Raw genomic sequence first — 26,181 nt, 5'->3', positions numbered from 1 at the left:
CAGAAAAGATAGACTGGGCGGTCTGCTATATAACAATAAACGCAAAAAAGTCACAACAAAGAAAATCTAGAAAAGACATAACGTTAGATGGAATTTTTGCAGGCCTTAATGCTTAAGGTCCAGTGTATGAAAAGGGCTTAAACAAGGCGCATGACTGAATGAATAATTGTTCTCTTTCGAAGTCATGCCGGTATCAAGCTTTAATCGATTGAATAAAAGCCTGAAAATAATGTAGTTTAAGCTAACCTCTTATTATTTTTTGGAGCTACCTATGTCATTTCTCAGCCGATTATCCCAATGGCTACCGTTCGGTCACGTGCCAGAAATGGATACTAAAAGTGTTTACCAGCATCTTGAAGATAATAAAATTCAAATTGTCGATGTGCGCACAACGCTGGAGTGGGAAAAATCACACATTAAAGGGGCGATTAACCTTCCCATTACTCATTTCTCTGAAGATTCTGTTAAACAACTTCGGCTTAATACTGACCAGACTATCATCGTTATTTGCCTCTCCGCCCATCGAAGCATTCCGGCCGTTAGAAAACTTAAGCAGTATGGTTTTAAAGATGTGTATCAGCTTAAAGGTGGAATGCTGAGTTGGTGGAAAGAAAAACTGCCGACATTAATATCACAAGTAAAATAGGAAAGGCTCATCAATATGACGTTACTCTTTTTACATGGCTCGGGCTGTACCCATGTTGTTTGGCAGCACCAGCAACAGTTTTTTGAACATAGCATTGCTATTGATTACCCCGGTCACCCTGATGGGCAAACACTGACAACTGTAGATGCGTTAACGCAATGGCTGGTAGACTACATTGCGCAGCATCAGTTTGATGACGTGGTATTAGTTGGGCATTCTCTTGGTAGCGCCGTAGCAATGCAACTCGCTATCTCAGCAAAGGCAAAGATACAATTAAAGGCGTTAGTGCTCATTGGCGCGGGGGCTCGGCTCAAAGTGATGCCTCAACTATTACAATCACTTTCAATATTAGTCGAGTCAGCACAGCCTTTTCCAGCGTATTTATTGGCGGCAAATCAAAATATTGCCGAGCATCTACAATCACAAATCAACACTTCAATTATCAATAATGGCGTTAACGTCATGCTGACTGATTTCACCATTTGCGATAAATTTGACGTTATTGAGCAACTGCCGCAAATTGATGTCCCCACGTTAATTATTGTGGGCGATGCAGATCAAATGACACCGATAAAATATGCCACATTTTTACAGCAGCATATCCCCAACGCGCAAATTGCCATTATAGAAGAGGGCAGTCACATGGTCTTTGCTGAACAACCCGATAGGGTAAATCAATGTATCGAAACCTTTCTCAACACACTTGATTAAGCATGATCTGATATCTGTTGAGTTTATTCACGTAGCTGAATTGTATGCGCGGAGCTGATTTTTTGAGTATAGAAAGTCGTTGCGGGAGCAGGACTTGATAAAAAGAAAGAGCAACGATCTTCAGCTTTGGTTTATAAAAAAGAGCTGTTTATAAAATTCGGCGGTTTATGAAAAGCTGAGTCCGACGAGCTATCAATTGTTTTGGTATTGATTTTTAATAATGGAGTTTTGATAATTATTTTGAATTGAATATAGGGAGTTATACCAATTCCATTAATTATCTGGTCATTCAGCGGAAGTTCTGTGCCTTCTAGGCAAGTAATAGAATTGTAGGCATAGTTGCTCTCGGCAAATGCTCCTGCGTTGCTCTACCTCCTGCATCCATGCAGTCGTACGTCAAAATGCTATTAAGCAGCGTAGAAGGCACAGAAACCCGCCTTGTAGGAGACACTCAGACCGTCCATTTCTTTGTTGCATTGTCTTAGAAGGGAATAACCATTATTTCAACAATGCGCCTCAAACTGAACAATCTGAGTGACTCTGATTGGTCACATAATTAATGGAATTGGTATTAAGTATAAGGAATTTTCAAAATGGTTGCGGGAGCAGGACTTGAACCTACGACCTTCGACTTTTGTTTATAAAATACAGCGGTTTATAAAAAACTGAGCCCGACGAGCTACCAATTGCTTGGTATTGGTTTGATAGTATTAGGGTTTTATATTTGATTTAGATATGGGGATTTAAGTGTATTTGATTTTTCAAAATGGTTGCGGGAGCAGGACTTGATAAAAAGAAAGAGCAATGACCTTCGCTTTGGCTTATAAAAAAGAGCGGTTTATGAAAAGCTGAGCCAGACGAGCTACCAACTGCTCCATCCCGCGACTGATTTTGATTACGTTTATCTTTATTCTTGTTAAACAAGAAAGTGGTTGCGGGAGCAGGACTTGATAAAAAGAAAGAGCAACGACCTTCGCTTTGGCTTATAAAAAAGAGCTGTTTATAAAATACAGCGGTTTATAAAAAGCTGAGCCCGACGAGCTACCAATTGCTTGGTATTGGTTTGATAGTATTAGAGTTTTATATTTGATTTAGATATGGGGATTTAAGTGTATTTGATTTAGATATGGGGAATTAAGTGTATTTGATTTAGATATGGGGAATTAAGTGTATTTGATTTTTCAAAATGGTTGCGGGAGCAGGACTTGAACCTACGACCTTCGGGTTATGAGCCCGACGAGCTACCAACTGCTCCATCCCGCGACTGATTTTGATTACGTTTATCTGTATTTTCTTAAAGTTTAAGAAAATGGTTGCGGGAGCAGGACTTGATAAAAAAGCTACGACCTTCGACTCTTGTTTATAAAAAGCTGAGCCCGACGTTCTATCAATTGTTCCATCTCGCGTCCGATAAACGCTATCAATTATTTTAATTCTATTGACCAAAGAATTGGTTGCGGGAGCAGGACTTGATAAAAAGCTACGACCTTCGACTCTTGTTTATAAAAAGCTGAGCCCGACGTTCTATCAATTGTTCCATCTCGCGTCCGATAAACGCTGTCAATTATTTTAATTCTATTGACTAAAGAATTGGTTGCGGGAGCAGGACTTGATAAAAAACTACGACCTTCGACTCTTGTTTATAAAAAGCTGAGCCCGACGAGCTATCAATTGTGCTATTCCGCGTCCGATAACGCTATCAATTATTTTAATTCTATTGACTAAAGAATTGGTTGCGGGAGCAGGACTTGAACCTACGACCTTCGGGTTATGAGCCCGACGAGCTACCAACTGCTCCATCCCGCGTCCGATAAACGCTGTCAATTATTTTAATTCTATTGACTAAAGAATTGGTTGCGGGAGCAGGACTTGAACCTACGACCTTCGGGTTATGAGCCCGACGAGCTACCAACTGCTCCATCCCGCGTCCGATAAACGCTGCTTCGTTGAATCTAAGTTAATTGCCTGTTGGCGTGTAAACTTGTCTGCTTCAAAGCGGGGCGAACTATAGCGATCCCCACATATCTTTGCAAGCAAAATCGAAATAATTCCTTTTGTTTGCTGGTTAATTAAGCGTGTTGTGTTGCAATGAGATAATATTGATTATTTAAGGCTCAAATTGGAGAATTTATAGGCCCATTTCGATAAGTCGTTGGGGATATGTGTTTGAACAGGTATAATGTTGCACTGAATTTTGTGTAACGATGACTGACTAATACATGTTTAATTTTTTTGCTGCAGCCCCTAAGGGTTTTGAATATAGCCTAGCCTCTGAATTGAAAGATTTTGGCGCTACCGATGTTAAAGAAAGCGTTGCCGGTGTGTACTTTTCTGCACCGCTTGAACTGGCATATCGGATCACCTTATGGACCCGCCTAGCGAGCCGTATCGTATTAGTTATTTATAAAGGAGCTTGTGAATCTGCCGAGCAACTTTATAACGCTGCGTATTGTATCGATTGGCCATCGCACTTTTCACATAAAAAAACCTTCAGTATCGACTTCCACGGTACGGGTGGTTTCATCAATAACACTCAATTTGGCGCGCTCAAAATTAAGGATGCGGTTGTTGACCGTTTTCGTGATGATGGTACCCCGCGTCCAGATGTTGAACGTGTTAATCCCGATTTTAAAATCGATGCGCATTTTCGTAATGGTCAATTAACCATTTCGATGAACTTTTCTGGGGCATCGTTACATCAGCGTGGTTATCGCTCAACAACAGGTGAAGCCCCGTTAAAAGAAAACCTCGCGGCTAATATGTTAGTGCGCAGTGGTTGGCAAGCTAATCAAACCACTATCCTCGACCCATTTTGTGGTAGCGGCACCGTATTAATAGAAGCCGCTTTAATGGCTGCCGATATTGCTCCTGGCTTAAAGCGTGAAAAATTTGGTTTCGAAAACTGGCAGAGTCACAACAAAGCGATGTGGCAAACCATTTTTGATGAAGCTCAAGCTCGTGCCACTTTAGGCAAAACGCGTTGCAAAATTAAGTTTTATGGCTCTGACATTGAGGCCCACCTTGTCTCTATTGCTAAGCGTAATGCTGAAAATGCGGGTGTAGCAGAGTTTATTGAATTTACTGTTTCTGATGCTTTAGACGTTACGCCCCCAGTAAGCGAAGGCTTTTTAATCTCTAACCCACCATACGGTGAGCGTTTGGGTAATGTCACTGAACTACTACAACTTTACTACCAGCTTGGTGACAAGTTGAAAAAAGAGTTCGGTGGTTGGAAAATTGCCATGCTGTGTAGCGACATTGAGTTAATGTCATCGCTCAAGCTTAAAGCCGATAAACAAATGAAAATGTTCAACGGTGCATTAGAGTGTGCATTTAACATTTACACTTTACATGCTAATAGCACTCGTCGTGAAGCCGTTGTACTGCCTGACGGTGTCGATCTAGTCGATATTGCACCTGCATTTGTTAACCGTATTAAAAAGAATGTAAAGCAGCTTGAGAAGTGGGCTAAAAAAGAGCGAATCGATAGCTATCGTTTATATGATGCTGACTTGCCAGAATATAACGTTGCCATCGATAAATATGTTGATTACGTGGTTATTCAAGAATATTCAGCGCCAGCCACCATCCCTGAGGCAGTCACTAAGCGCCGCATCAGCGATGTGTTACTGGCATTGCCGAGTGCTTTAGGTATTCATCCTGATCGCGTGACACTAAAAACGCGCGAACGCCAAAAGGGCACAAGCCAGTATCAAAAGTTAGACGAACGTAAAGTTGAAGTTATCACCGAAGAATACGGTGCCAGATTTAAACTTAACCTTACGGGTTACCTCGACACAGGCCTGTTTTTAGATCACCGCGTTACCCGTAAATTGGTGGGTGACAAATCTAAAGGCAAACGCGTACTTAACTTATTTGCCTATACTGGTTCAGCATCTGTGCATGCAGCTATTGGCGGCGCTAAAACAGTCACCACCATTGATATGTCAAACACCTATATCAACTGGGCGAAAGAAAACTTTGCGCTAAATGGCTTGTCTGGGGCTAAATACGATTTTATCCAGGCGGATTGTTTACAGTGGATAAAAGATAACAGTCATCAACAATTTGATTTGATTTTTATTGACCCACCCACGTTTTCTAATTCAAAACGTATGGAAGACAGCTGGGATGTGCAGCGTGATCACGCCGAAATGTTAGGTGGATTAATTAAGCTGTTGTCTCCTACGGGCGAACTTATTTTTTCTAACAACAAACGTAAATTTAAGATGGACATAGAAGCGTTAAACCAAGCCGGTATTAGCGTGACGAATATCGACCACTTATGTTTACCACTTGATTATAAGCGCAACCCGCATATTCATAATGTGTGGTTACTTACGCATGCCAAGTAAGGCCTTGCCCTATATTTTATATCACACAGATGGCTGCCACCTGTGTGATATAGCATTGGCACTTATTAAGCAAACTGATATTGATTTTCAACACGTTGACATCTGCGATGACGCCACTTTAGCTGAGCGTTATGGCATAAGCATACCTGTGTTAGCACAGGGAAAGCGTGAATTATTTTGGCCTTTTGACGGCGAACAATTACAAGAGTTTATAGGAGTTTAGATTGAGTCTGGTTCGGATAAATAATGGCTCGTTAGCCTACGGTTACACTCCTTTACTGCAAAATGCAGATTTTACCATTGAGCCAGGCGAGCGCGTCTGTATCGTTGGCCGAAACGGCACGGGCAAATCCACTTTAATGAAAGTGTTGTCAAAAGACGTATTGCTTGACGAAGGCGAGTTTAATATCGCTAACGACGTCAATGTCAGTCGTCTACAGCAAGATCCGCCTAAAGCAGAAACTGGCTCGGTTTATTCTTATATTGCAGCGGCATTAAAAGACATTGGTGAGGCGTTAGAAAAGTATCATCAATTATCGCACGACGTAGCAGACGCAAATCCTGATGATATGGAGCGCATGCTCAACGAAATGCAGCGTATTCAGGAAGTGTTAGACCATAACAATGGTTGGCAATTAGATTCACGTATTATTCAAAACTGTCAATTATTGGGCTTAGACCCTGACAAACCACTGAATGAACTATCAGGTGGTTGGCAGCGTAAAGTTGCCTTGGCGCGTGCCTTGGTTGTAGACCCTGATTTGTTGTTACTCGACGAACCGACCAACCACTTAGACATTGATACCATCGAATGGTTAGAGCAGTTTTTATTAAGCTTTAAAGGCGCCATCGTATTTGTGAGTCATGACCGTGGCTTTATTCAACGTATGGCAACCCGAATCGTCGATTTAGACCGTGGTGTAGTGATTTCATTCCCAGGCAATTACCAGGCTTATTTAGATGGTAAACAAGAATGGCTTCGTGTTGAAGCTGAAAAGAATGCCCACTTTGATAAAAAACTCGCAGAGGAAGAAGTGTGGATACGCCAGGGTGTTAAAGCGCGTCGTACTCGTAACGAAGGCCGCGTTCGAGCGTTAAAAGCATTACGCGCTGAGCGTGGAGAGCGACTGAATCGTCAAGGCAATGCCAAAATGGCTGTGTCTGACACAGAGCGTTCAGGCAAGTTAGTATTTGATGTAAAAGACGTTAACTACAATTTACCTGACAAAAATTTAGTTAAAAACTTCAGCACCACAGTAATGCGCGGCGATCGTATCGCATTAATTGGCCCCAATGGCTGTGGTAAATCGACATTAATTAAACTATTGATTGAAAAACTGCAACCGCAATCAGGCGAGATTAAAGTCGGTACAAAATTAGAAGTGGCTTATTTTGACCAGTATCGCGAAGCTCTAGACCCTGAAAAAACGGTTGAAGAAAACGTCGGTGAAGGCAAAAGTACCGTGACGATTAATGGTCAAGACCGTCATATTCTAAGTTACTTACAAGACTTCTTATTTTCGCCTATGCGTGCACGCACACCGGTTAAAGCACTGTCTGGTGGCGAAAAGAACCGATTATTACTCGCAAGGTTGCTATTACGTCCTGCAAACTTAATTATTCTCGACGAACCAACAAACGATCTTGATATTGAGACCTTAGAGTTGCTAGAGTCACTGCTGACTGATTTTGAAGGCACCTTATTGATAGTGAGCCACGACAGAGCGTTTATCGACAACACTGTTACCAGTAGCTGGTGGTTTGCCGGAAATGGACACTGGTCTGAATACGTAGGTGGCTACCAGGATGCAATTTCTCAGGGCGCTAAATTTTATTCTGAGGAACCTGTAGCAACAACTGTTGTCCAATCGACACCCGTTGTTGAAACAAAGCCTGTAAAAACACCGGAAAAGGCGGCAAAAAAGCTCTCTTATAAATTACAAAAAGAGTTAGAAGCACTTCCAAGTCAAATGGAACAGCTTGAGCAAGATATAGAGACATTACAACAAACCGTAAGCAGTGCTGATTTTTATAATCAACCAGCAGATACGGTTAATAAGGCTCTGCAAACATTGGCAGAGAAAGAACAAAATTTAGAGCTGTGCTTCCAACGCTGGGAAGAACTTGAGTCACTGAAGTAAAGCACAATAAAACAGGAATGGTTACATGAAGTTAAAGTTTGATAAAGCCTTGTCATTAGTTGCTATAGGCGTATTAAGTGTTATCGGTTCGGCTCAAGCCGCATCAGTGTATGAAATTGTTAACATCGAAGATTACGATTTAAATGGCACATTAGATGGCACACGAAATGGTTATGCCATGGCTGTAAACGATGAAGACGAGCTTGTAGGTATTTCGAAAGGTAAAAACAAGTTAAGCATCGACGACGTTGATGATTCAGTCATCGATATCGAAGATGGTATTACTGCGGCTGAATCTATCACGTATTCTGTTTACTCTGAAATCGAAGCCAACAACTTTACCTTTATATCAAGTGATAATGCTTCTGTGGGTTCTTGGGTGCCAGAATTCTTTAGCATGGCAGGTACATTTGACCCGGCTAGCACAGAAACAGATTCTGATGATGAGCTAATCGTAAATGATGTCGATACCTTTTTCTATGGCATTAACAATAATGGCGTTAAAGTCGGTGCTTATACTGGCCCAGAATTAACCTTAGATTACGAAGGCACCAGTACCACTCAAGAGTATTTCTATTATCGTGAATTTGAAATGCGCGGTATAGCGGTAAAAAATGATGTCGAATACCCATTGTTGCCCTCATTTACCACATACGAGCGTGAGCAAACAGCTGACGTTGATGCCGCAACGGTTGAAGTCGGTGGTTGGTCATTAGCAGCCAAAGTAAATGATAATAACCTCGTGGTAGGTTATGGCAGTACTGCGCTTGCTTCATCAAGTGAGACCCGTATCGACAATTGTATTGAAGATGCTGAAGATACCGATGCAGACAATCCAATTCCTACTGATATTTGTGTGCAAGCATGGCAGTATCCAGATGATAATGGTACGCGCTATATTCAATATCAAACTCGCGCTATGGTTTGGGATCTTGATAACTTAGATGAAGATGGTCTAGCTCAGAGCACAGAGTTACCTCTTGGGTTAACTCCTGATGAAGACTCAACGCTCATTTTTACTTCGCAAGGTTTAGGGATTAACTCTGCTGGTGATGTCGCGGGTCGTTCACATGTTTATCGTAATGGCGATGAAGATGATTTGTATTTTGATGCCGCTTACTGGAAAAAAGACAGTAATGGCAACTACCAGTACAACTGGGTAGAAATGGATGATAAAGTTTATTACTCAATTGCTTATGATATCAATGACTCAGGTATTTTAGTCGGTAGCTACAGCAAGTACATTAGTGGTTATTTGCGCAGTAAGTTCTTTATGCTGGATACTAATAATCCAGAAGAGGGCATCACAACTCCTAATGACTTCCAGACTTCATTGTCTGATTTAAGTAGCAAGCCAAAAGACATTAACAACAAAGGCCAGGTTGTTGGTTATATTGAATCAACATACGACAAAGAAAAGCCCCGTCCAAAAGTGGCTTTCTTGTATGACAGCACTACGGCGGAATTCGTTGACTTAAATAATCAATTGACCTGTGAGTCAAAAGGTTATGAGCGAAACACTGAAGGCGACTGGGTTCGTCATACTGTAAGTGTTCAAGACGGTACAGGTGAAATATTAACGTACAACACCGAAATTTCAGTTGTAGAAGCCAATAGCATTAACGAAGACGGCACGATTGTCGGTACTGCGTTTATTCTCAAACCTGAATACCAATATGACTCGACAACGGGCGACTTAATTATTGGTGAAAATGGTTTACCGCTATTTGAGCTAGATGGTAACGGTGATCCAGTCACCTCTTATTTACCTCGTATGGTGGTAATGAAACCCACTGCAGGTGAGCCATGCTCAACATCTGATGCGGTTGAAGATACAGACTATGAGCGTAAAGGCGCAGCAAGCTTTGCTTGGTTACTAGCATTACCTTTATTATGGCTTCGTCGCAGAGTAAAAAAATAACGGCCTAATATTACCATCAACAGACTAATCAAAAAATCGAGGAAATTTCCTCGATTTTTTTTAATTTAATTCTCAATACCTTAATAGAAAATCCCAAAAAGGGTCATTTTTTTGATTGATCTTGGCTAAAAAAACGTCTATTTCTATATTCATGGCTTCAGCTTCATCCCGTTAAACAGAAGCCTGTAAATGGAAGAGGACGCATGAATGAAAAGACAGAAAAGAGATCGTTTAGACAGAGCTTTTTCAAAAGGATTTCAGGCCGGGATAGGGGGGCGCTCAAAAGAAGTTTGCCCTCACGCTAATCTTGACTCAAGGTCTCAATGGCTTGGTGGATGGCGAGAAGGGGTTGATGGTCGACTCAGTGGCTTATTTAATAAATAATGCCCAACAAAATGCCCTCTAATGAGGGCATTGTTGTAATAGGATAAAACTCAATTACACGTTTAGAATGTAGAAGTATCGCTAAAAATACCGACTTTTAAATCAGTGGCAGAATAAATTTGGCGACCATCAACTTCCATGGTGGCATCAGCAATACCCATCACCAGTTTACGATGGATTTTACGTTTAATATTCAACTTGTAGGTTACCTTTTTAGCGTCTGGTAACACCTGGCCGGTAAACTTAACTTCACCTACACCAAGTGCGCGGCCTTTACCTTCAGCGCCTTCCCAACCTAAATAAAAGCCGACTAGCTGCCACATAGCATCTAAACCTAAGCAACCCGGCATAACAGGGTCTGTTTTAAAGTGGCAATCAAAAAACCATAAGTCTGGAGTGATATCAAGTTCGGCAACAATTTCACCTTTACCAAATTCACCGCCATCTTCATTGATGGTAATAATACGGTCAATCATCAACATGTTATCGACAGGTAAACGCGGTCTATTTGGGCCCAAAAGGTTACCGTTACCGCAGGCAATAAGTTGTTCTTTAGTGAAACTGTTCGCTTTTTCCATTTAATTCTTTACCACTTTATCAACGATTAATGCCAACAAGATAGCGAACACGTGTAAGCTAAACAACTCCGATCACTATATAATCCGTAACCTAGCTAACAATCTAGCTAAAAAGTTGAGCTCAACGTCTTCATCATCTTGACCTGCGAGCTTATCTAAACGCCCTTGCACCAACCCATAAAGGGTATCAGCAGCAAAGTCGTTGTCTTCATTGGCAATGCCTGCTGGCATTTGCATTAAAATCTCAACAGCCTGATCCATGTGTTCAATGGCATGAATATGAAATAAGCCTTTGTTCACAGCATCTATTACAGCGGGTTCTAAATTAAGCTGCAGCACGTTTGCCTTAGGAATAATCACCCCTTGCTCACCCGTAAGGCCACGGCGTTGGCATAAGGTATAAAATCCTTCAATCTTTTCATTTACACCGCCAATGGCTTGTACATTGCCGAACTGATCTAATGCGCCTGTTACGGCTAAGCTTTGCACAATGGGTTGTTCGGCAATAGCCGACATTAAACAGCAATACTCCGCTAATGACGCGCTGTCACCATCGATTTCTTGATATGACTGTTCAAACACAATGTTAGCATTAAGGTGCAGGGGGGCATCACGGCCAAAGATACGATACAAACAAGCCGATAAAATCATCATGCCTTTAGCATGAATATTGCCACCTAATTCAGATTTTCTTTCAATATCGGCTACTTCACCGTCACCATAATGCACCGACGTGGTAATACGAGCGGGTTCTCCATAGGTGTAATCCCCCGTATCAATAACCGTCAACCCATTAATTTGGCCCACCATAGCACCTTTAGTTGGCAGATTTATGAAATTATCATCAAAACTCTGGGCCGAATACACTTCCGAACTATTATGGCGAAACTTGAGCTTCTCTAGCGCTTTAGCAATAGCAGCAGCATTGAGCGATGATTTGCCGGCATAGGCTTTGGCTTGAGCGATCAGTTGCTTAATCTCTAGCATGTTTAAACTTAAACGTTGCTGATGCTCAACTTGTCGAGAGCTAAACCAAAACAGTGGTAATAAACTAGACGGTTCTAACTCGGCGGCTTCATCCTTAGCTAAAACGCTAAGCCATTGCACATAAGCAGATTCAGGGTGCTGAGTTAAATCAACCTCGTTACTCATCTCTGCAAGAATAGGGAAGTGGCGGTTAAATTTGCGGTCTTCTGAACGCAATTGACCATAAGCGAGCCCTGAACCAACCAAAATAATTTTACAGTTAACCGGGATAGGGGCCAGCTCATTATTGATGCGATAGTAACCGTCATGCAGGATTTGCATTAACAAATCCCACAGGTTTTCTCGTTGCCAAATAGACTCTAAACAAATAAACACCATATGGTTTTTTGCTAACGCACCGGGTTTGTAAACACTGGCTTTGTCTGTCTTAATCATTCGGCCTAATAAATCTGCTCGGCGCAACGTACCTTGTAAATAACACGACAATGATTCTTGCTTAGCGATAATGCCCACATTTTGCGCAGGTATCGCAGCTTGCCATTTAAACTGGACTTCAGCATCGTCAGACAATTTTTTCGTCGCCACTAAATAGTTATTTGACGGCGTATCAGCCTGAGACACTAATGCCTTGATAAATAAAGGTCTATCAACACCAGAGAAATCACCAAGAAACAAATGCTGCGAATCGATTTTGGTCATTAACTTAAATGCATCAACAGCGCGCTCTTGTCCAAGCAGTAAATGGCTTGGAAAAAAGGCAGATGTGGCCGTTTCTGGTAAATGATATTGAGGGGCAAGTTTGGCACTAGGCAATAACGTTGGGTTCATAGGGTAATAATCGGGCCATAGCAACGAAAAATAGTCTGATGATATTAGCATAAAGCACCACAAAAACCTTAGCTCATTCTCAGTGCAAATCGAATAAGTCACTAACGAATTTAACCTGTTACCGCTTAACATACCCTTAGTGCGAATGTATAAAAAAACACTAGGCTGATTAAATGCTAAACATTCAGTCATTTTTTTGAAATTTATAGTTTACAAGCAAACGAGTTACTTATATTATTCACGCCGTTCGGAGGGATGGCAGAGTGGTCGAATGCACCGGTCTTGAAAACCGGCAACGGTTTACCCCGTTCTAGGGTTCAAATCCCTATCCCTCCGCCACATTAAATACTAGAAAAGCCGTTGATTATCAACGGCTTTTTTTGTTTTTGGCGTTTGAGGGGTTCTCCATAAGGATTGACTCAGACAATGTATCCGTTTTTTACATGAGCAGAGCACCCAACAACGTATACTTCACACGTATCTGTTTAGCCAAATATTTACGCGACAAGGGCTTTCCCTTTGACGTAAAAGTCTCCTTACTGACTCGTGACAGAGCAGAAGCAGTCATCCGTAACATTGATGTTGCCGGAGCACTCAAAAAAATCATCAAGTCTATTGACCATCAAACCCGTATTAATGACTTTATTCGCTACGTTGATGAGGTCATTAACAATCTTAGAGCTCAGTTTGATGCAGCTGATCCTGATATTACATTCAACATCACGCAAAAACCTCATGCTATCCCCAATAGAGAGACTAAATTGTCTCAGCATCGTGAAACTACCGCAGTGGCGCAAGCAAAGCCTGTTATTGGGTTAAATGAAGCATTAAGCGCATTTATTATCTCAAAACAAAAATCAGCCATTAGGCCTCTGTCTATCAAGCAGCTTGAGCAGCGTACTCGGCATTTTATTGATACCGTATCATCAAAATCCATTCTTAAAACCAAGCTTAAAACTGATGATAAATGTGTGCATGACATCACCAGTGCTGATGCGATGACCTATCGCGATGAGTTACTGACTCAAGGCCGAAGCTACAAAAGCAATAAAGAGTACTTAGCTGCTATATTTCAGTTTTTTAAGTGGTGCCAGTTAATGAACTATTGCAACCACAACCCTTTTGAAAGCGTTACTGTCGGACAAAAACCAAAAGCTAAACCGAATCAAGCTAGAGACCGCTGGACAAATCCTGAGCTTAAACGCCTACTTCGCAGCTCATCATTCAAGGCTTCGACAACTGATTTCAAATGGGTCACCCAATTAATGCTTTATGGTGGCTTAAGGCCCTCAGAAGCCTGCCAGCTCAAACCTGGAGATATCAAACTAATCGATGGCGTACACTGTATTAGCATTAATGACAGCGGTGCAGCACAGCGATTAAAGAACCTCAATGCCAAACGTTATATGCAGAATATTACGGCAGAATACAGATGACAGTATTCTACAGTGTGGTCGTTCAGACTTAATCCGAATGTGATATTTTTTAGAGGGATTTTTGAATATTCACCCTAATTAACTTCTCACAATTAGCTTCGTTTCATCACGTATGTTTAAACAATTTGTAACGAGTACCACTTTGACTACATGTATTGATATGTTGTAACATTTCTTTTTATTTTATTCCTCATGAGCAAAACACGTGAAAAAGCACTTTATATGTTCACTATTAGTCATTTCTAATGGTGTATTAGCACAAGATAATATTACTCAAACATCAGACGTTCAAGATGACATTGAGCGTATTGAAGTGAAACGATTATGGCAGCCATACCGTGGCAATGTGCCATTAATTGATACCCCTCAAGCTGTTGATAGAATTAACGCCGATACCATAAAAAACGAGGGCATTACTCACTTTATGGATGCCTTGGATTTCTCGCCAAGTATCGTAAGACAAAATAATTCTGGTGGCATGTTTGACAGTTTTGCTGTGCGTGGTTTTTCTGGTGACGAAAATAACCCAACGGGTACGCTCGTTAATGGTTTTAACTCACGTGGTTATACTGGTAACAGAAACACGGCTAATATTGAAACCATTGAAGTGATGAAAGGGCCAGGCTCTGCGTTATACGGACAAGGTGAGCCGGGCGGCACAGTGAATATCATTACCAAAAAGCCGCAATTTGAAGAGCAAGGCTACATTCAGGGAACATTAGGCAGTTACGACAAAAAACAAATCGAGTTTGACCACACTAAAGGTCTTACTGATGATGTGGCTTACCGTATAAACGGCTTTTACGAAGATTCTGATACGTATCGAGATAGCGTTGACATTGAAAGTTTAAATTTAAGCCCTTCTATTTTGTGGAATATTTCAGATGTCACGAGCTTAAGCTATGAGATGGAGGTGGTTGAACAGAGCAAAGCGTTAGACCGTGGCGTGTACGTGTTAGATAATGACTTTGATTCTGTCGACTCTGCTGATTTTTATGGCGACACTCGAGATGGTGCACACAAAGTGAAGGCGCTAGGCCATCAATTGTTGTTAAATCATCAACTGAATAATCATTGGAGTTTATTAGCGGGCTTAGCTTATCGAGACTCATCATTTAAAGGCCAGTCTTCTGATACTGAGCTGTCTGCTGGTCGTCAGTTGATTTATACCGACCCTGATTTGCTATCAAGACAGAGAAGAGAGCGAGATTATCAGGCAGAAGATTTATCTGCCCGTTTTGAAGTCAGTGGTGACATAGAGCTTGGTGGTATTAAAAATAACCTACTGATAGGGTTAGATTATTACAACTTCCAATTAGATACAGATTACAGAGTGTGGCGAACCGCGTGGGGATCGGGTGACTCTACCTATGCTATCGACCCTAATAATCCTGACTACACAATGGAACAGCCTGAAACCTCTCCAACAACGGTGACATCTGAAGAGCAAACAGGCCTTGGCTTATATGCACAAGATTTAATTGAACTGACAGATAAGGCCAAGCTTTTAGTCGGTTTTAGGGTTGATTATTTCGAGCAAGATATATTAGATAAACTTGCTAATGAGTCTCAAGATCAAGACCAAACAGAGGTATCTTCTCGCTTTGGTTTTATTTATGAACTGGCTGACAATATCAATGTGTATACCAGCTATGCAGAAGGTTTTAGACCAAACTCGGGTCTAGATTCAGATAGAAATGCGTTTGAACCAGAACAAACCGACTCTTTTGAAGTGGGTCTAAAGTGGCAAAATGTTGCAGATAGATTTTCTGGTAGCTTAGCCCTTTTTGATGCAAGTAAAACAAATATGTTAACTGCTGAGCCCAATACCGGGCTGTCAGCAACCCTAGGTGAAGTTGAAAGCCAGGGTGTTGAATTGCAATTGACGACGTTATTAACTGCAGATACCAGCCTGGATATTGCTTATGCGTATACCGACGCAAGAACGGCAAAAGATTTAGTTGATAATGACTGGGGTGTACCTATTCCTAAAGGGGCGCGTTTAATTAACGTTGCAGAACATGTCGGCCATGTTTCGTTGCGACATTACACTGACATTATGGGCAAAGAAGCTTATTTTGGCGCAACAGTTAATTATGTTGGCGACCGTCTCGGTGAAACAACCGACCCTGACTATATTTTACCTTCATACACCTTAGTTAACTTATCAGCAGCCGTAGATATTACTAGCAGAGTCCGCGTGATGCTTGATGTAAACAACGTATTTGATGAGGAATATTTTGAAAGCTCATACCACAAGTTATGGACGATGCCGGGTGAGCCGATTAATTTTAGTGCGAGTGTGAAGTACCAATTTTAATTGCTTAATATTGACTTGTTATTACAGACTTAGCTTAAGGTTTTTACTGCACAGTGGCACTCGTCAACGCGCAGTGAAGCCCTTAAGCTTGTTGTTTTAGCATCGACAGCGCCACATTGATTGAGGTTAACTAAGTCGCTATTTTACTGGCGGCTTAATTGTATTACTTTTGGCACTCATACACACATACACTCATACCCCTGGCCACAGTGGTATCTCAATATTTACTTAATACAATACTGATCCTATATGGCTTGTGTTTATTGGCGATTGTTTAGATCGCTATATAAGCTTTTAATGGCATTTCTTAACCAGGATATTTTAGGGTTTTGATTATTACGTTTATGCCAAATGAGGGTGAAGGGGATCATCAGTTTTGCTTGTAATGCACTGTCGACAGGGATGGGTAAACACACTAAGTCGGGGTGCACTTTTTGACAGTAATGTTGGCAATATTGCGGCGCCGTTGTGATCATCTCGTGGCCGGGTTGAGCGGTCATAAATAACGATTGCTCAAAGGTGGCCATGGTGAGTTCAATATTGCGTTTTAGGCCCATTTCAATTAACACTTCATCTAATGCCCAGGTGTCGCATTTTTCCCAAGTGATATTGATTTGCGGGTACTTTACAAAAGTCGAAATGTTCCACTCTTCTTGTAACGCAGGATGACTTTTATGCAGATAAACCACCGGAAGATCGGTAAATAACACTTCATAATTAATAAAGTAGGGCAGCAGTTCAATTGACTCTTTTGATCTGGGGTGACTTTCGCGTCCAGTAAAGCCAATATCAACTTCGCCCCGAATAATGGCTTCAATGGAGTCGTAATCCCAGTTATGCACTTTGACTTTAGCATCAGGGTATTTATGGTAAATCTGTTGGCTTAGCTGATTAAACATGGTCAGTAAGAGCGGCGATTCCATCGCAAGGTTAAAGCGAATACCATTGGGGATTTCATCACCACGTTTTGCTAATAGTTGACTGCTTAACTGCAGCCAATCGGCTAACTCTTGCTCCATGCTAATGGCCAGCGAGGTTGGGCTAAATCCATGGGGCGTTTTAACAAACAGCGGGTCGTCAAACCATTCTCTTAATTTGCTCAGTGATTTGCTCACCGTTGAAGGTGTCACATTGAGCTTTTTGGCTGCTTTAGACACACTCAATTCTTGCAACAGTAACTGCAAAGTAATAAGCAGGTTGAGATCAAGGCGTGCTAACGATTTGTTCATGGGTGTCACTCTGCAGTGCTGAAGGGATTAATAGTATTAAAACCATGCTAATAACACCACCAATTAGCAAGATTAATATCAGCATATTCAATGCACTTACCCCTAACAAACCCAGCAACCAAATAAATAATGCTGAACTGCAAACCTGAACCACACCCAGTATTGAACTGGCCACGCCGGCCCTAAAGCGGTAAGGGCTTAATGCTTGGCTCATCACCACACCAAAGCCAATAGAAAAACTGGCACAAATAAGACTAAAACCGAATAAGCTCAGCAATTGATAGCTTGGCGCTAATTGCGTTACCCCAAGTATGATTGCAGCAGTGACAAATAGTCCTTGAGAGAGAATCATTAAGCTGCGCTGGTGGAAAAAAGACAACGCAAATGGCATTGCAAACGAGGTTAACATACTCACCAGTGCAGTTAAGGCCATGGTGGTTGAGTATTCGCCGCGGCTAAAACCCATGGTATTCATGATTAACATCGGAGATGTATTTACAAAAGTCAGAATTGCGGTCACTGCAATGGCACTGATGAGTAATCTACTTAAGAAAAATCGCTCATAAAAAAATTCAGTCGCGGCTATTTGTGCATCTGTTGTGGGTGCCGAATTGTGTGAGTGTTCAGCCGATGGCATTAGCGTTTTATTGTGAGTTTCTTGTAACACAAACACAGATAACAAACACACCAATACTCCCATCCCCGCCATGGTGATAAACAAGCTTGACCAGGGATAGCGAAGCATAATCAAGTGGCCTATCACGGGGGCAATGACCGGCATAATACAGGTAATGCCATTGACCATGGATAACACCTTTGCCCGCCGCTCGTCGTCTAATGTATCGCGTAAAATAGCAAAGGCGACCACATAACAACCCCCAGCGCCAATGCCTTGAATAAAGCGGACTATCAAAAAGGCTTGGCTGTTATCGACTATACTTCCCATTGCTGAGGCGAGGGTAAAAATAATCGCCCCAGCAATGGCGATAGGTTTTCTGCCAATTTTGTCTGCTAATTTACCGGCAAACACCATGGTCGTCGCCATGCCAGCTAAATATACAGAAAAAGCAATATGCAGTTGTGATTCACTCGCGCCCAAATCTTTGGCTATTTGAGGCAAGCCGACTAAATAGAGATCGATTGCCGTTGGATAGAGCAGAACGAGCGCAAAGCTACAGAGTATAAATCGAGTCATCATATCTTCACTTATTAGTTATCCCGAACTCAGGTTAGTTAAGGATAAGGTGAAAGCATGTGATGCACGAGTTGCCATTTTGACAACAGGTATTTCTATTTACGACATGGGCATGTTAAGCCTTTGCTTAACCATAGTGAGCTAAAAGAGCGTTGTACTCGTATTGAGCGTGCTGAAGTATGCCGTGTTTATACCCAAACAACCTGAAGATGCTCGATTTCAGCAAGAATTTACACGCGTTTAGGCAAGGCATTGATTGCGGGTAATGGTTAGTCCCTTTCCAAAATCAGCTAAATTAACATAAGCCGCAGCATAAACGCGTGTAAAACTTGCCCTTTGGGAGTTTCACCGTGTTCCCCTGATTATTAAATCAAGAGCGTTGTTGCGCTAATTTATAAGGTGCCTACATTACCGCATTAACGCGCCTAGTATTGAAAACACGGTGAAGCTCTGAAACACGTATCTTCAAGTTGATTGGGTATATATTGGCAGCATGAAATCGTTGCAATTTTTGAGTGAATGTTTCGGTCTTTACTGGATAAGATTTTAGTCTTTATTGAACATCTGTTACATTACGGCACCAAGCATTGAGATGGAACTCTTATGGTTACATTGCGAGCAAAAAAGTGAATTAACTTACTGCGGTCATTTAACGGTCAAATAAATATTTTACTTACGCATTAGTTATTTAGCTTAATGTGTATCGCGCAAGAATACCTAACAAACTTAATCACATATAAGGTGTTAATCATGAGAATAATAAGCCGCCTGTACTTTGGCTTTGCAAGTTTACTGGTCATTATGGTTGGTATTACCTTGTTTGGTTTATTTAAAATCAGTGTTGCAGACAGCAATTTAACCCAATTGTCTGAGCAAACCGCAGTAGAACAGCGCCAAGCGATTAACTTCAGAGGCAGTGTGCATGATCGCGCCATTTCTATTCGAGATGCCGTGTTAGTCAACAATGCTTCATTGTCGCAACAACATCAAAATGATATTAATCGCCTTAAAGAGTTTTACCTCACCGCGGCACAAACACTCAATACTATGTATGCCAACGTGCAGCACAGCAATGAAGAGTTAAGTTTACTGCAAGCGATTAAAGACATTGAAGTGACCACACTAGCGGCTACTGAAACCTTGTTACAGATGGTGAATTCGAGCCAAAATGATGTAGCAACAGAACACTTATTAGTGACCGTTTCGCCGTTATATAGCGAGTGGCTAAAAAGAATTAATAAACTTATTGATTATCAAGAAGCTCAAATTCAGCAACAAGTGTCTGCTGCGCGTGAGCAAACTTCCAGTTTTCAGTCGGTGATGTTAATCGTGACGGCCATGGCATTATTGATTGGTAGTGTCGTTGCGTTGACTTCAGTTAAACGCTTAAGAAATATTATTGGCGGTGAGCCAGAATATGCAGCCGATGTCATCCAACAAATTGCTCGAGGCGATCTCACGGTAAAGTTTTCTGTTGATTCTTCTCACAGTATATTAAGTGCGGTGCAGGATTTAACTGTGAATTTGACTGAAATTACGCAAAACTCGATGCGTACCGCTAACAAATTGCTTGCAGCATCTAAAGCACTGTATCAAACAGCACAACAAAACGAGCACCTTATTAACAACCAAAAGCTCGCAACAGATAATGGCGCCGCTGCCATTAACCAAATGTCGAGTACGGTTAATGAAGTGGCTAACCATACCAATGATGCCGCTTTACTGTCGCAAACAGCAACCAACGAGTTTAACGCAGGCCAGCTTGAGGTGACTCAAACACAAAACGACATTGATGCACTTGCAGCTAAAGTCAGTGAAGCAGCCGATATTATTCATTTATTGTCGAAAGACAGCAAAGAAATCGGCACCGTATTAGATGTTATTCAAGGCATTGCAGAGCAAACTAACTTATTGGCCTTAAATGCGGCCATTGAAGCCGCGCGAGCGGGCGAACAAGGCCGTGGCTTTGCCGTGGTTGCAGATGAAGTGCGTAACCTTGCCCAGCGTACCCAGGAGTCAACTCAACAAATTCAAGCGGTGATTGAAAGCATGAGCACCAGCTCAGCCAAGGCTGTTACCGTGATGAATGAAGGGCAGGAGCAAGCTAATAGCAGTGTTGGGCAAGCTAAACGTGCCGGTGAGTCTTTAACGGCCATCAATCTGTCGGTGTCTAAAATCAGTGATATGAATACCCAAATTGCCACAGCCGCAGAGCAGCAATCTGTGGTTGCAGCAGAGATTAATCAAAACTTTATTCAAATCACCAACTCTGCATTATTGGCACAACAAGAGGCGAGCAAAATTACCGCGGCAAGCCATCAATTAGAAGCGTTAGCGCAGAGTTTAGAGTTAAACGTTAAGCAGTTTAAGACAGAGTCATTGTAAATAGATAATAGAATAAACAATAACGCTGACAAGTCGCCTAAGGCGTTTGTCAGCGTTAATCTATAACAAGCAGTCAATTGATTGCGATACATTTACCAAAAGCCAAGTACCTTCCACCAAAGCCCGCCAACCACGCCCCAAATGGTTAAGTTAACTACGCTCATAATAAAGCCCATTGTCCACCAATGTTCCATTGATACGTAACCAGAGCCAAAAATAATGGGTGAGGTGCCAGTTGCATAATGGGTTAATGACATCATTAATGACGATGCCCCGGCAAGTAGCAAACCAAGGTATAAAGGTGGGGCACCTAATGCAATACCTGCAGCAAAGAAGGCGGCAAACATAGCAGTAATGTGCGCGGTTGTGCTAGCAAAGAAATAGTGTGCATAAAAGTAAACCACCACCAATATTATCACCGAAATCATCCAGCCCACGCCAAGTTGAGCGATATTGCTTTCAACCACGCCAGAAAACCAAGTCACTAACCCCAATTTATTGAGAAATGTCGCCATCATGACTAAAGCAGAAAACCACACAACGGTATCCCAGGCGGCTTTTTCTTTAAGTACATCTTCCCAACTGAGTGCGCCACTGAGTAATAAAATTGATAACCCTAAAAATGCCACGGCGGTAGTGTCAACCGCAAAGGCTGCACCAAATATCATGGCGGGTACGCCTGCCCATAACACCAATAACAAACCAAACACACTGACCATGATTTTTTCAGCAAAAGTCATTGGGCCCATGTTGGCTAATTTATCTTTAGCATATACGCGGGCGTCTGGGGTTCGTTTAATTTCCGGTGGGTATACCGCATAAATAATTAACGGCATTAGCGCAATACACAATAAACCAGGTAACAAAGCCGCCAGTGCCCAGGTGCCCCAGGTGATACTAATATCTGCGCCCGTAGCATCGGCAATTAATTTAACGATTAATGGGTTAGGTGCCGTGGCGGTAATAAACATAGCTGAGGTTATGGGGTTGGAGTGATAATTAACTAAGGCAAGGTAATGACCAATTTTTCTGGATGTCCCTTCTTCTGGTGACGAGCCAAAGCTGGTGGCTATTGATTTCATTATCGGGTGGATAATTCCGCCGCCACGGGCTGTATTACTTGGCGTAACGGGAGCGATAACTAACTCGGACAACGCAAGCGCATAGCCTATACCAATGGTTTTTCGGCCAAACAAGGAGATAAAGTAATAGCCGATACGATTACCAAGACCGGTTTTAGCTAACCCACGCGAGATAATAATCGCGATACCAATTAACCAAATTAATGAGTTAGAAAAACCACTTAGTGCATCTTTAATTGCGTCTGAAGGTTTGTCATTGGTTACGCCTGTCAACGCGACTAAAGTAATGGCCAACACCGCAATGGCGCCAATCGGCATTGCTTTACCAATAATGGCGACAACAGTACCAACAAATAGCGCCAGTAAATGCCATGCATTGGCTGTTACCCCTTGCGGTGGCTCAACGATAAACCAAAGAAAGAGAATTATCGCAATTGAAATTATGCCTGGAATAACGCGAATATCAGTATTTTTCATTGCTGCATCCTTAGGGTGGAGAATACATGGTTAACATCAAGAGAACTGTGGGTTGGGTTGAGCAACTCTTTTGCTTGAATTAATGCGATAACTTGATACTAAGTCTTTGTGGCAACTAATTTTGTGAACGAATTCTCATTGCGGCAATACGTCATGAAGAGTTGAAAAATAATCGCGATAGCTTAAGTGCTAAACAGGCAAAAAAGCGTTTTGATGCAAGTTATGCCAGCAGAATATTTGGGTTCAATATGAACTGACGCATCTGAGCATGATGTTAATGGGGGGGGGATTTAATTAGCTGAATTAACAGCGTTAACATAAATAGATACAAACGTGCTGATTATTCATTATTTCTGCACATCTGCTGCACATTTCATTGTTAAGCTTTGTCTTATGTTTACATCATGAGATATCACATGAAAAACCCACATTTACGCTTACTGAGCATTGCAATTTCCGGCGCTTTACTGTTGAATTTACCTGGTTGTGGTGGTTCTGAAGACACCGACACCGCTAGCGAGAGTGCAGCTGATACTGCGACAGACACAGACACAGACACAGACACAGACACAGACACAGACACAGACACAGATTCAGGTACAGAAGACTTAGGCAGTGGTATTTTACATACGGCGTATTACGAGTTTGATCAAGATAACGTCAACGTGGTGCTCAGCGGCACGAAGGTCATCATCGAAACCAACGGATTACCCAACCATACCTCGCCGTATTGGTCCGCTAGCCATGAGTTACATGTCGAGCCCACAGTAACTTCTTACGCAAAAATGGCTCCTGGCTATATCGATGACTTTGTGGGCACCTACACCTTAACCGTTAATAACTCACCATCTAAAGCCGGCACAACCTCAGCAACGGGGCTTGGCGCTATTGGTATTGCAGTCAGTGGTGCGGTTATTTATAACGATGAAGAAGGCCCTGGCATTCCGTTGGATGATGCAGCAACTAGCCTCGACTTTAACGGCGCGCACACTGGGCCGCAAAGTTATCATTACCACCTGGAACCCATTTCATTTTCAGACGATGATTCGAATTTAGTGGGGGTGATTGCCGATGGTTTCTTTTTATACGGTCGAAAGTGTAACTCCACAGGGACTTATCCAACAGACTTAGATGAGTCGGGCGGGCATACGTCGATAACCCAATTTGCTCAAGATGCTGAATACCATTATCACATTCAAAATGAGCTGTATTTAGGCTCGTATTACATTTTATTCCCAGGTAATTATCAAGGTTCAGCCAGTGCTATCCGTTAAGCCTTTACTGATTATTTTGGGTTCAATCCTGTTAGCGGATCTGAGTTATAGCCATTTTTTTACGGTAACAACTGAGCCAATAGCAAGTCAGCACATCAGTATTTCGCCTACAACTGGGCTAAGGATGTACCAAAACACCCCTTTTACGGGTGACTCAGTCACTTTTTATCCCAATGGACAAATGGCAAAGTTAGCCCATTTTGAACAAGGTCTACGAGACGGTTTTTTGCGGCAATGGTTTGAAAACGGCACGTTAGCGTTCGACTCTCATTATGTTGCGGGTGTGCTAGAAGGCGTAACACAAAGCTGGTGGCGCAATGGCAATATGCGTTCTGAGTCGGTTTATCGGCAAGGTAAGGTCAATGGCACGTCGTTGCAATGGTATGCCACTGGCGAGTTATTCAAAAAGATGAATTATGAAAATGGGATTGAGGTTGGGCTGCAACAGGCCTGGCGTCGTAACGGCAAACTTTTTAGCAATTATGAATATATTAACGGGCGAGTGTTTGGCCTTAAACGTTCAAATATGTGTGTAGGATTAGAAGATGAAGAAGTGGTTGAATCTGATTAATGTGTTAATGGCGATGTTAGCTGTTCAGTTTGCGGCTTTGCCGTTGATGGCTCAGCCCAGTGGCGAACCCGCGTTGGCCGAGTTACCTTATTATGGCAGTGCCGAGTTTACTCCACATTGGTTTAAGTCTGATAGCCCAGAGCTGGCTGATTTTCACCAAATACCTGCATTTAGTTTTATGAATCAACAAGGGGCATTCGTCACTCAAGATACGGTAAAAGATAAAATCTATGTGGCGAGCTTTTTCTTTACCCGCTGCCCAGGTATTTGCCCTCGAATGAAATCGCAGTTGTCTAAAGTGCAAAGTGAGTTTATGGATGATGACGACATTATGATTGTGTCTCATTCTATTCAACCCGGTAATGATACAGTTGAAGTGTTGCAACAATATGCTCAAAAAAATCATATTGATGCCGCTAAATGGCAGTTAGTGACAGGCGAGCGAGACCAGATTTATGCACTGGCTAAAAACGCCTATTTTGCCAATGAAGACTTAGGTGAATATGTCAGCAAGGAAGATTTTTTACACACTGAAAATTTAGTGCTGGTGGATAAAAATAGACATATCAGAGGCATTTATAATGGTTTAAATAATACCTCGGTTGCGAACTTGATTACTGATATAAAACGTTTAATGAGCGAGTAATTGTAATTGTATAAGCCGTTTTCGTTTGTCAGAATGAGTACGAAAACGGCTTAAGTAACTTGATGGCCGACCTAAACCTTGTCATGCTCAATCGATTTAGCCCCTTATCACTTATTTTTTAGCCAGCCCCGATCTCTCGGCCTTTTTAAATCAAGCACTTTCGTGATTATCAGAATCGCCCTCGTAACTTGAGTGCATTTACCGCAAAGATCACTTAGCCAGGTATGCATTTATCAAATAGCATTTTCACCAGTAATCATAGTATTTTATGCTATTGCAGATGTTTTCTGTTCAAACCAAACTATTAACTCGGTATGTTCTATCGAAGTGTTAAACTTGAGTGTATGCCCTATGGTGATTGTACAATTTACTTTTATGGTATGATGCTCTGTTTGGTGGTGAATGCGAGTTTTTCGTTAGGCCAACATTGAAATGTTTTGTGATTTAGGGCTTTGTCTATGTGGATCCAAAAAAGTATTACGCTAACCCCCAAAAAACGTGGTTTTCATCTTATTACCGATGAGGTGGTGCGGCATATCCCCCAACTGCGTGAGATTGATGTGGGCTTAATGCAGGTATTTATTCAGCACACTTCAGCCTCTTTAACCATTAACGAAAATGCTGATCCGACAGTACGCGGTGACATGGAACGCCATTTCAATGTACTTGCACCAGAAGGTGCACCTTATTTTAAGCACACATATGAAGGGCTTGATGATATGCCCGCGCACATAAAATCAACGTTAATCGGTGTGAGCCAAACCATACCCATTACCCAAGGCCGTTTGAATTTAGGTACCTGGCAAGGGTTGTATTTGTGTGAACATCGCGATAATGCGTCATCGAGAACAATTATTGTTACAGTTCAAGGCGAATAGTCGATAACGTTAACCGTGGATAGAAAATTACCGTACAGTAGATAACATAATTGCATGTTTTGTATGCATTCCTCACGTTCGGTTATGACTTTGCTTGTGTCAGTAAATGTAAAGATGCTAAATTCAAGTGTCTTAAT

Annotated in this window: 19 protein-coding genes and 5 tRNA genes; 15 read left to right on the top strand and 9 right to left on the bottom strand. The window is 41.9% G+C overall.

Annotation, left to right across the window (positions count from 1 at the left end; translation table 11 throughout):
- Nucleotides 1-271: 271 nt before the first annotated feature.
- Together GQA99_RS08235 and GQA99_RS08230 are read left to right on the top strand one after the other, a co-directional pair.
- Complete coding sequence (locus GQA99_RS08235) at nt 272-646, top strand: rhodanese-like domain-containing protein (protein WP_160053407.1); 375 nt, start codon at nt 272-274, stop codon at nt 644-646.
- A 15-nt stretch (nt 647-661) separates the two neighbouring features.
- Nucleotides 662-1,357 carry an alpha/beta fold hydrolase gene (locus tag GQA99_RS08230; RefSeq protein WP_160053406.1) on the top strand — a complete coding sequence of 232 codons (696 nt, stop codon included), beginning with the start codon at nt 662-664 and terminating at the stop codon, nt 1,355-1,357.
- 767 nt (nt 1,358-2,124) lie between these two features.
- Here the strand turns inward: GQA99_RS08230 and GQA99_RS08225 are convergent.
- The 4 genes from GQA99_RS08225 to GQA99_RS08210 form a co-directional block, all read right to left on the bottom strand.
- Nucleotides 2,125-2,241: transfer RNA gene (locus GQA99_RS08225), tRNA-OTHER, on the bottom strand.
- 303 nt (nt 2,242-2,544) lie between these two features.
- A tRNA-Met gene (locus tag GQA99_RS08220) sits at nt 2,545-2,620 on the bottom strand.
- A gap of 467 nt (nt 2,621-3,087) precedes the next feature.
- Nucleotides 3,088-3,163, bottom strand: a tRNA-Met gene (locus GQA99_RS08215).
- A gap of 45 nt (nt 3,164-3,208) precedes the next feature.
- A tRNA-Met gene (locus GQA99_RS08210) sits at nt 3,209-3,284 on the bottom strand.
- A 292-nt stretch (nt 3,285-3,576) separates the two neighbouring features.
- Here GQA99_RS08210 and rlmKL point away from each other — a divergent pair.
- The 5 genes from rlmKL (at nt 3,577) to rmf (ending at nt 10,158) form a co-directional block, all read left to right on the top strand.
- Nucleotides 3,577-5,712, top strand: a complete 2,136-nt coding sequence (gene rlmKL, locus GQA99_RS08205; RefSeq protein WP_160053405.1) for a bifunctional 23S rRNA (guanine(2069)-N(7))-methyltransferase RlmK/23S rRNA (guanine(2445)-N(2))-methyltransferase RlmL — start codon at nt 3,577-3,579, stop codon at nt 5,710-5,712.
- A complete protein-coding gene (locus tag GQA99_RS08200) occupies nt 5,702-5,935 on the top strand; it encodes a glutaredoxin family protein (RefSeq protein ID WP_160053404.1) in 234 nt (77 codons plus the stop codon). The genes rlmKL and GQA99_RS08200 overlap by 11 nt, the downstream gene beginning before the upstream one ends.
- A gap of 1 nt (nt 5,936) precedes the next feature.
- On the top strand, nt 5,937-7,853 hold the full coding sequence (locus GQA99_RS08195) for an ABC transporter ATP-binding protein (protein ID WP_160053403.1): 1,917 nt from the start codon (nt 5,937-5,939) through the stop codon (nt 7,851-7,853).
- A gap of 25 nt (nt 7,854-7,878) precedes the next feature.
- Nucleotides 7,879-9,774, top strand: coding sequence for a DUF3466 family protein (locus tag GQA99_RS08190; RefSeq protein WP_160053402.1), 1,896 nt, complete (start codon nt 7,879-7,881; stop codon nt 9,772-9,774).
- Nucleotides 9,775-9,981: 207 nt separating this feature from the next.
- A complete protein-coding gene (gene rmf, locus GQA99_RS08185; protein WP_160053401.1) occupies nt 9,982-10,158 on the top strand; it encodes a ribosome modulation factor in 177 nt (58 codons plus the stop codon).
- A gap of 62 nt (nt 10,159-10,220) precedes the next feature.
- Here rmf and fabA read toward each other — a convergent pair whose 3' ends face one another.
- Entirely contained in the window at nt 10,221-10,736 is a 516-nt protein-coding gene (fabA, locus tag GQA99_RS08180) for a bifunctional 3-hydroxydecanoyl-ACP dehydratase/trans-2-decenoyl-ACP isomerase (protein ID WP_160053400.1), read from the bottom strand.
- A 75-nt stretch (nt 10,737-10,811) separates the two neighbouring features.
- The gene (locus GQA99_RS08175; RefSeq protein ID WP_160053415.1) at nt 10,812-12,551 is read right to left on the bottom strand and encodes a S16 family serine protease; all 1,740 of its coding nucleotides are present in this window, start codon (nt 12,549-12,551) and stop codon (nt 10,812-10,814) included.
- Between the two features lie 249 nt (nt 12,552-12,800).
- On the opposite strand from GQA99_RS08175, the gene GQA99_RS08170 reads away from it, so the two are divergent.
- From GQA99_RS08170 to GQA99_RS08160, 3 genes are all read left to right on the top strand, one after another.
- Nucleotides 12,801-12,890: transfer RNA gene (locus tag GQA99_RS08170), tRNA-Ser, on the top strand.
- Nucleotides 12,891-12,994: 104 nt separating this feature from the next.
- Nucleotides 12,995-13,987 carry a site-specific integrase gene (locus GQA99_RS08165; RefSeq protein WP_160053399.1) on the top strand — a complete coding sequence of 331 codons (993 nt, stop codon included), beginning with the start codon at nt 12,995-12,997 and terminating at the stop codon, nt 13,985-13,987.
- Nucleotides 13,988-14,192: 205 nt separating this feature from the next.
- Nucleotides 14,193-16,307 carry a TonB-dependent siderophore receptor gene (locus GQA99_RS08160; protein ID WP_160053398.1) on the top strand — a complete coding sequence of 705 codons (2,115 nt, stop codon included), beginning with the start codon at nt 14,193-14,195 and terminating at the stop codon, nt 16,305-16,307.
- 260 nt (nt 16,308-16,567) lie between these two features.
- Here GQA99_RS08160 and yidZ read toward each other — a convergent pair whose 3' ends face one another.
- Together yidZ and GQA99_RS08150 are read right to left on the bottom strand one after the other, a co-directional pair.
- The gene (gene yidZ, locus GQA99_RS08155; protein WP_160053397.1) at nt 16,568-17,536 is read right to left on the bottom strand and encodes an HTH-type transcriptional regulator YidZ; all 969 of its coding nucleotides are present in this window, start codon (nt 17,534-17,536) and stop codon (nt 16,568-16,570) included.
- On the bottom strand, nt 17,511-18,734 hold the full coding sequence (locus GQA99_RS08150; protein ID WP_276615937.1) for an MFS transporter: 1,224 nt from the start codon (nt 18,732-18,734) through the stop codon (nt 17,511-17,513). Before GQA99_RS08150 ends, yidZ begins: the two co-directional genes overlap by 26 nt.
- A 747-nt stretch (nt 18,735-19,481) precedes the next feature.
- On the opposite strand from GQA99_RS08150, the gene GQA99_RS08145 reads away from it, so the two are divergent.
- On the top strand, nt 19,482-21,116 hold the full coding sequence (locus tag GQA99_RS08145) for a methyl-accepting chemotaxis protein (RefSeq protein WP_160053396.1): 1,635 nt from the start codon (nt 19,482-19,484) through the stop codon (nt 21,114-21,116).
- A 92-nt stretch (nt 21,117-21,208) separates the two neighbouring features.
- On the opposite strand, the gene GQA99_RS08140 is transcribed toward GQA99_RS08145, so the two are convergent.
- Nucleotides 21,209-22,675 carry a DASS family sodium-coupled anion symporter gene (locus GQA99_RS08140; protein ID WP_160053395.1) on the bottom strand — a complete coding sequence of 489 codons (1,467 nt, stop codon included), beginning with the start codon at nt 22,673-22,675 and terminating at the stop codon, nt 21,209-21,211.
- Nucleotides 22,676-23,091: 416 nt separating this feature from the next.
- On the opposite strand from GQA99_RS08140, the gene GQA99_RS08135 reads away from it, so the two are divergent.
- The 4 genes from GQA99_RS08135 (at nt 23,092) to GQA99_RS08120 (ending at nt 26,044) form a co-directional block, all read left to right on the top strand.
- Nucleotides 23,092-23,949: a YHYH protein gene (locus tag GQA99_RS08135; protein WP_160053394.1), complete on the top strand. Its 858-nt coding sequence runs from the start codon at nt 23,092-23,094 to the stop codon at nt 23,947-23,949.
- Nucleotides 23,936-24,520 carry a toxin-antitoxin system YwqK family antitoxin gene (locus GQA99_RS08130; protein WP_229785866.1) on the top strand — a complete coding sequence of 195 codons (585 nt, stop codon included), beginning with the start codon at nt 23,936-23,938 and terminating at the stop codon, nt 24,518-24,520. Before GQA99_RS08135 ends, GQA99_RS08130 begins: the two co-directional genes overlap by 14 nt.
- A complete protein-coding gene (locus tag GQA99_RS08125) occupies nt 24,495-25,166 on the top strand; it encodes an SCO family protein (protein WP_160053393.1) in 672 nt (223 codons plus the stop codon). The genes GQA99_RS08130 and GQA99_RS08125 overlap by 26 nt, the downstream gene beginning before the upstream one ends.
- Nucleotides 25,167-25,624: 458 nt before the next feature.
- The gene (locus GQA99_RS08120; protein WP_160053392.1) at nt 25,625-26,044 is read left to right on the top strand and encodes a secondary thiamine-phosphate synthase enzyme YjbQ; all 420 of its coding nucleotides are present in this window, start codon (nt 25,625-25,627) and stop codon (nt 26,042-26,044) included.
- Nucleotides 26,045-26,181 lie beyond the last annotated feature (137 nt).

Origin of the sequence: Shewanella litoralis, from assembly GCF_009828585.1 — a bacterium.
GTDB lineage: Bacteria > Pseudomonadota > Gammaproteobacteria > Enterobacterales > Shewanellaceae > Shewanella > Shewanella litoralis.
This window is presented reverse-complemented; position numbering and strand designations above follow the sequence as displayed.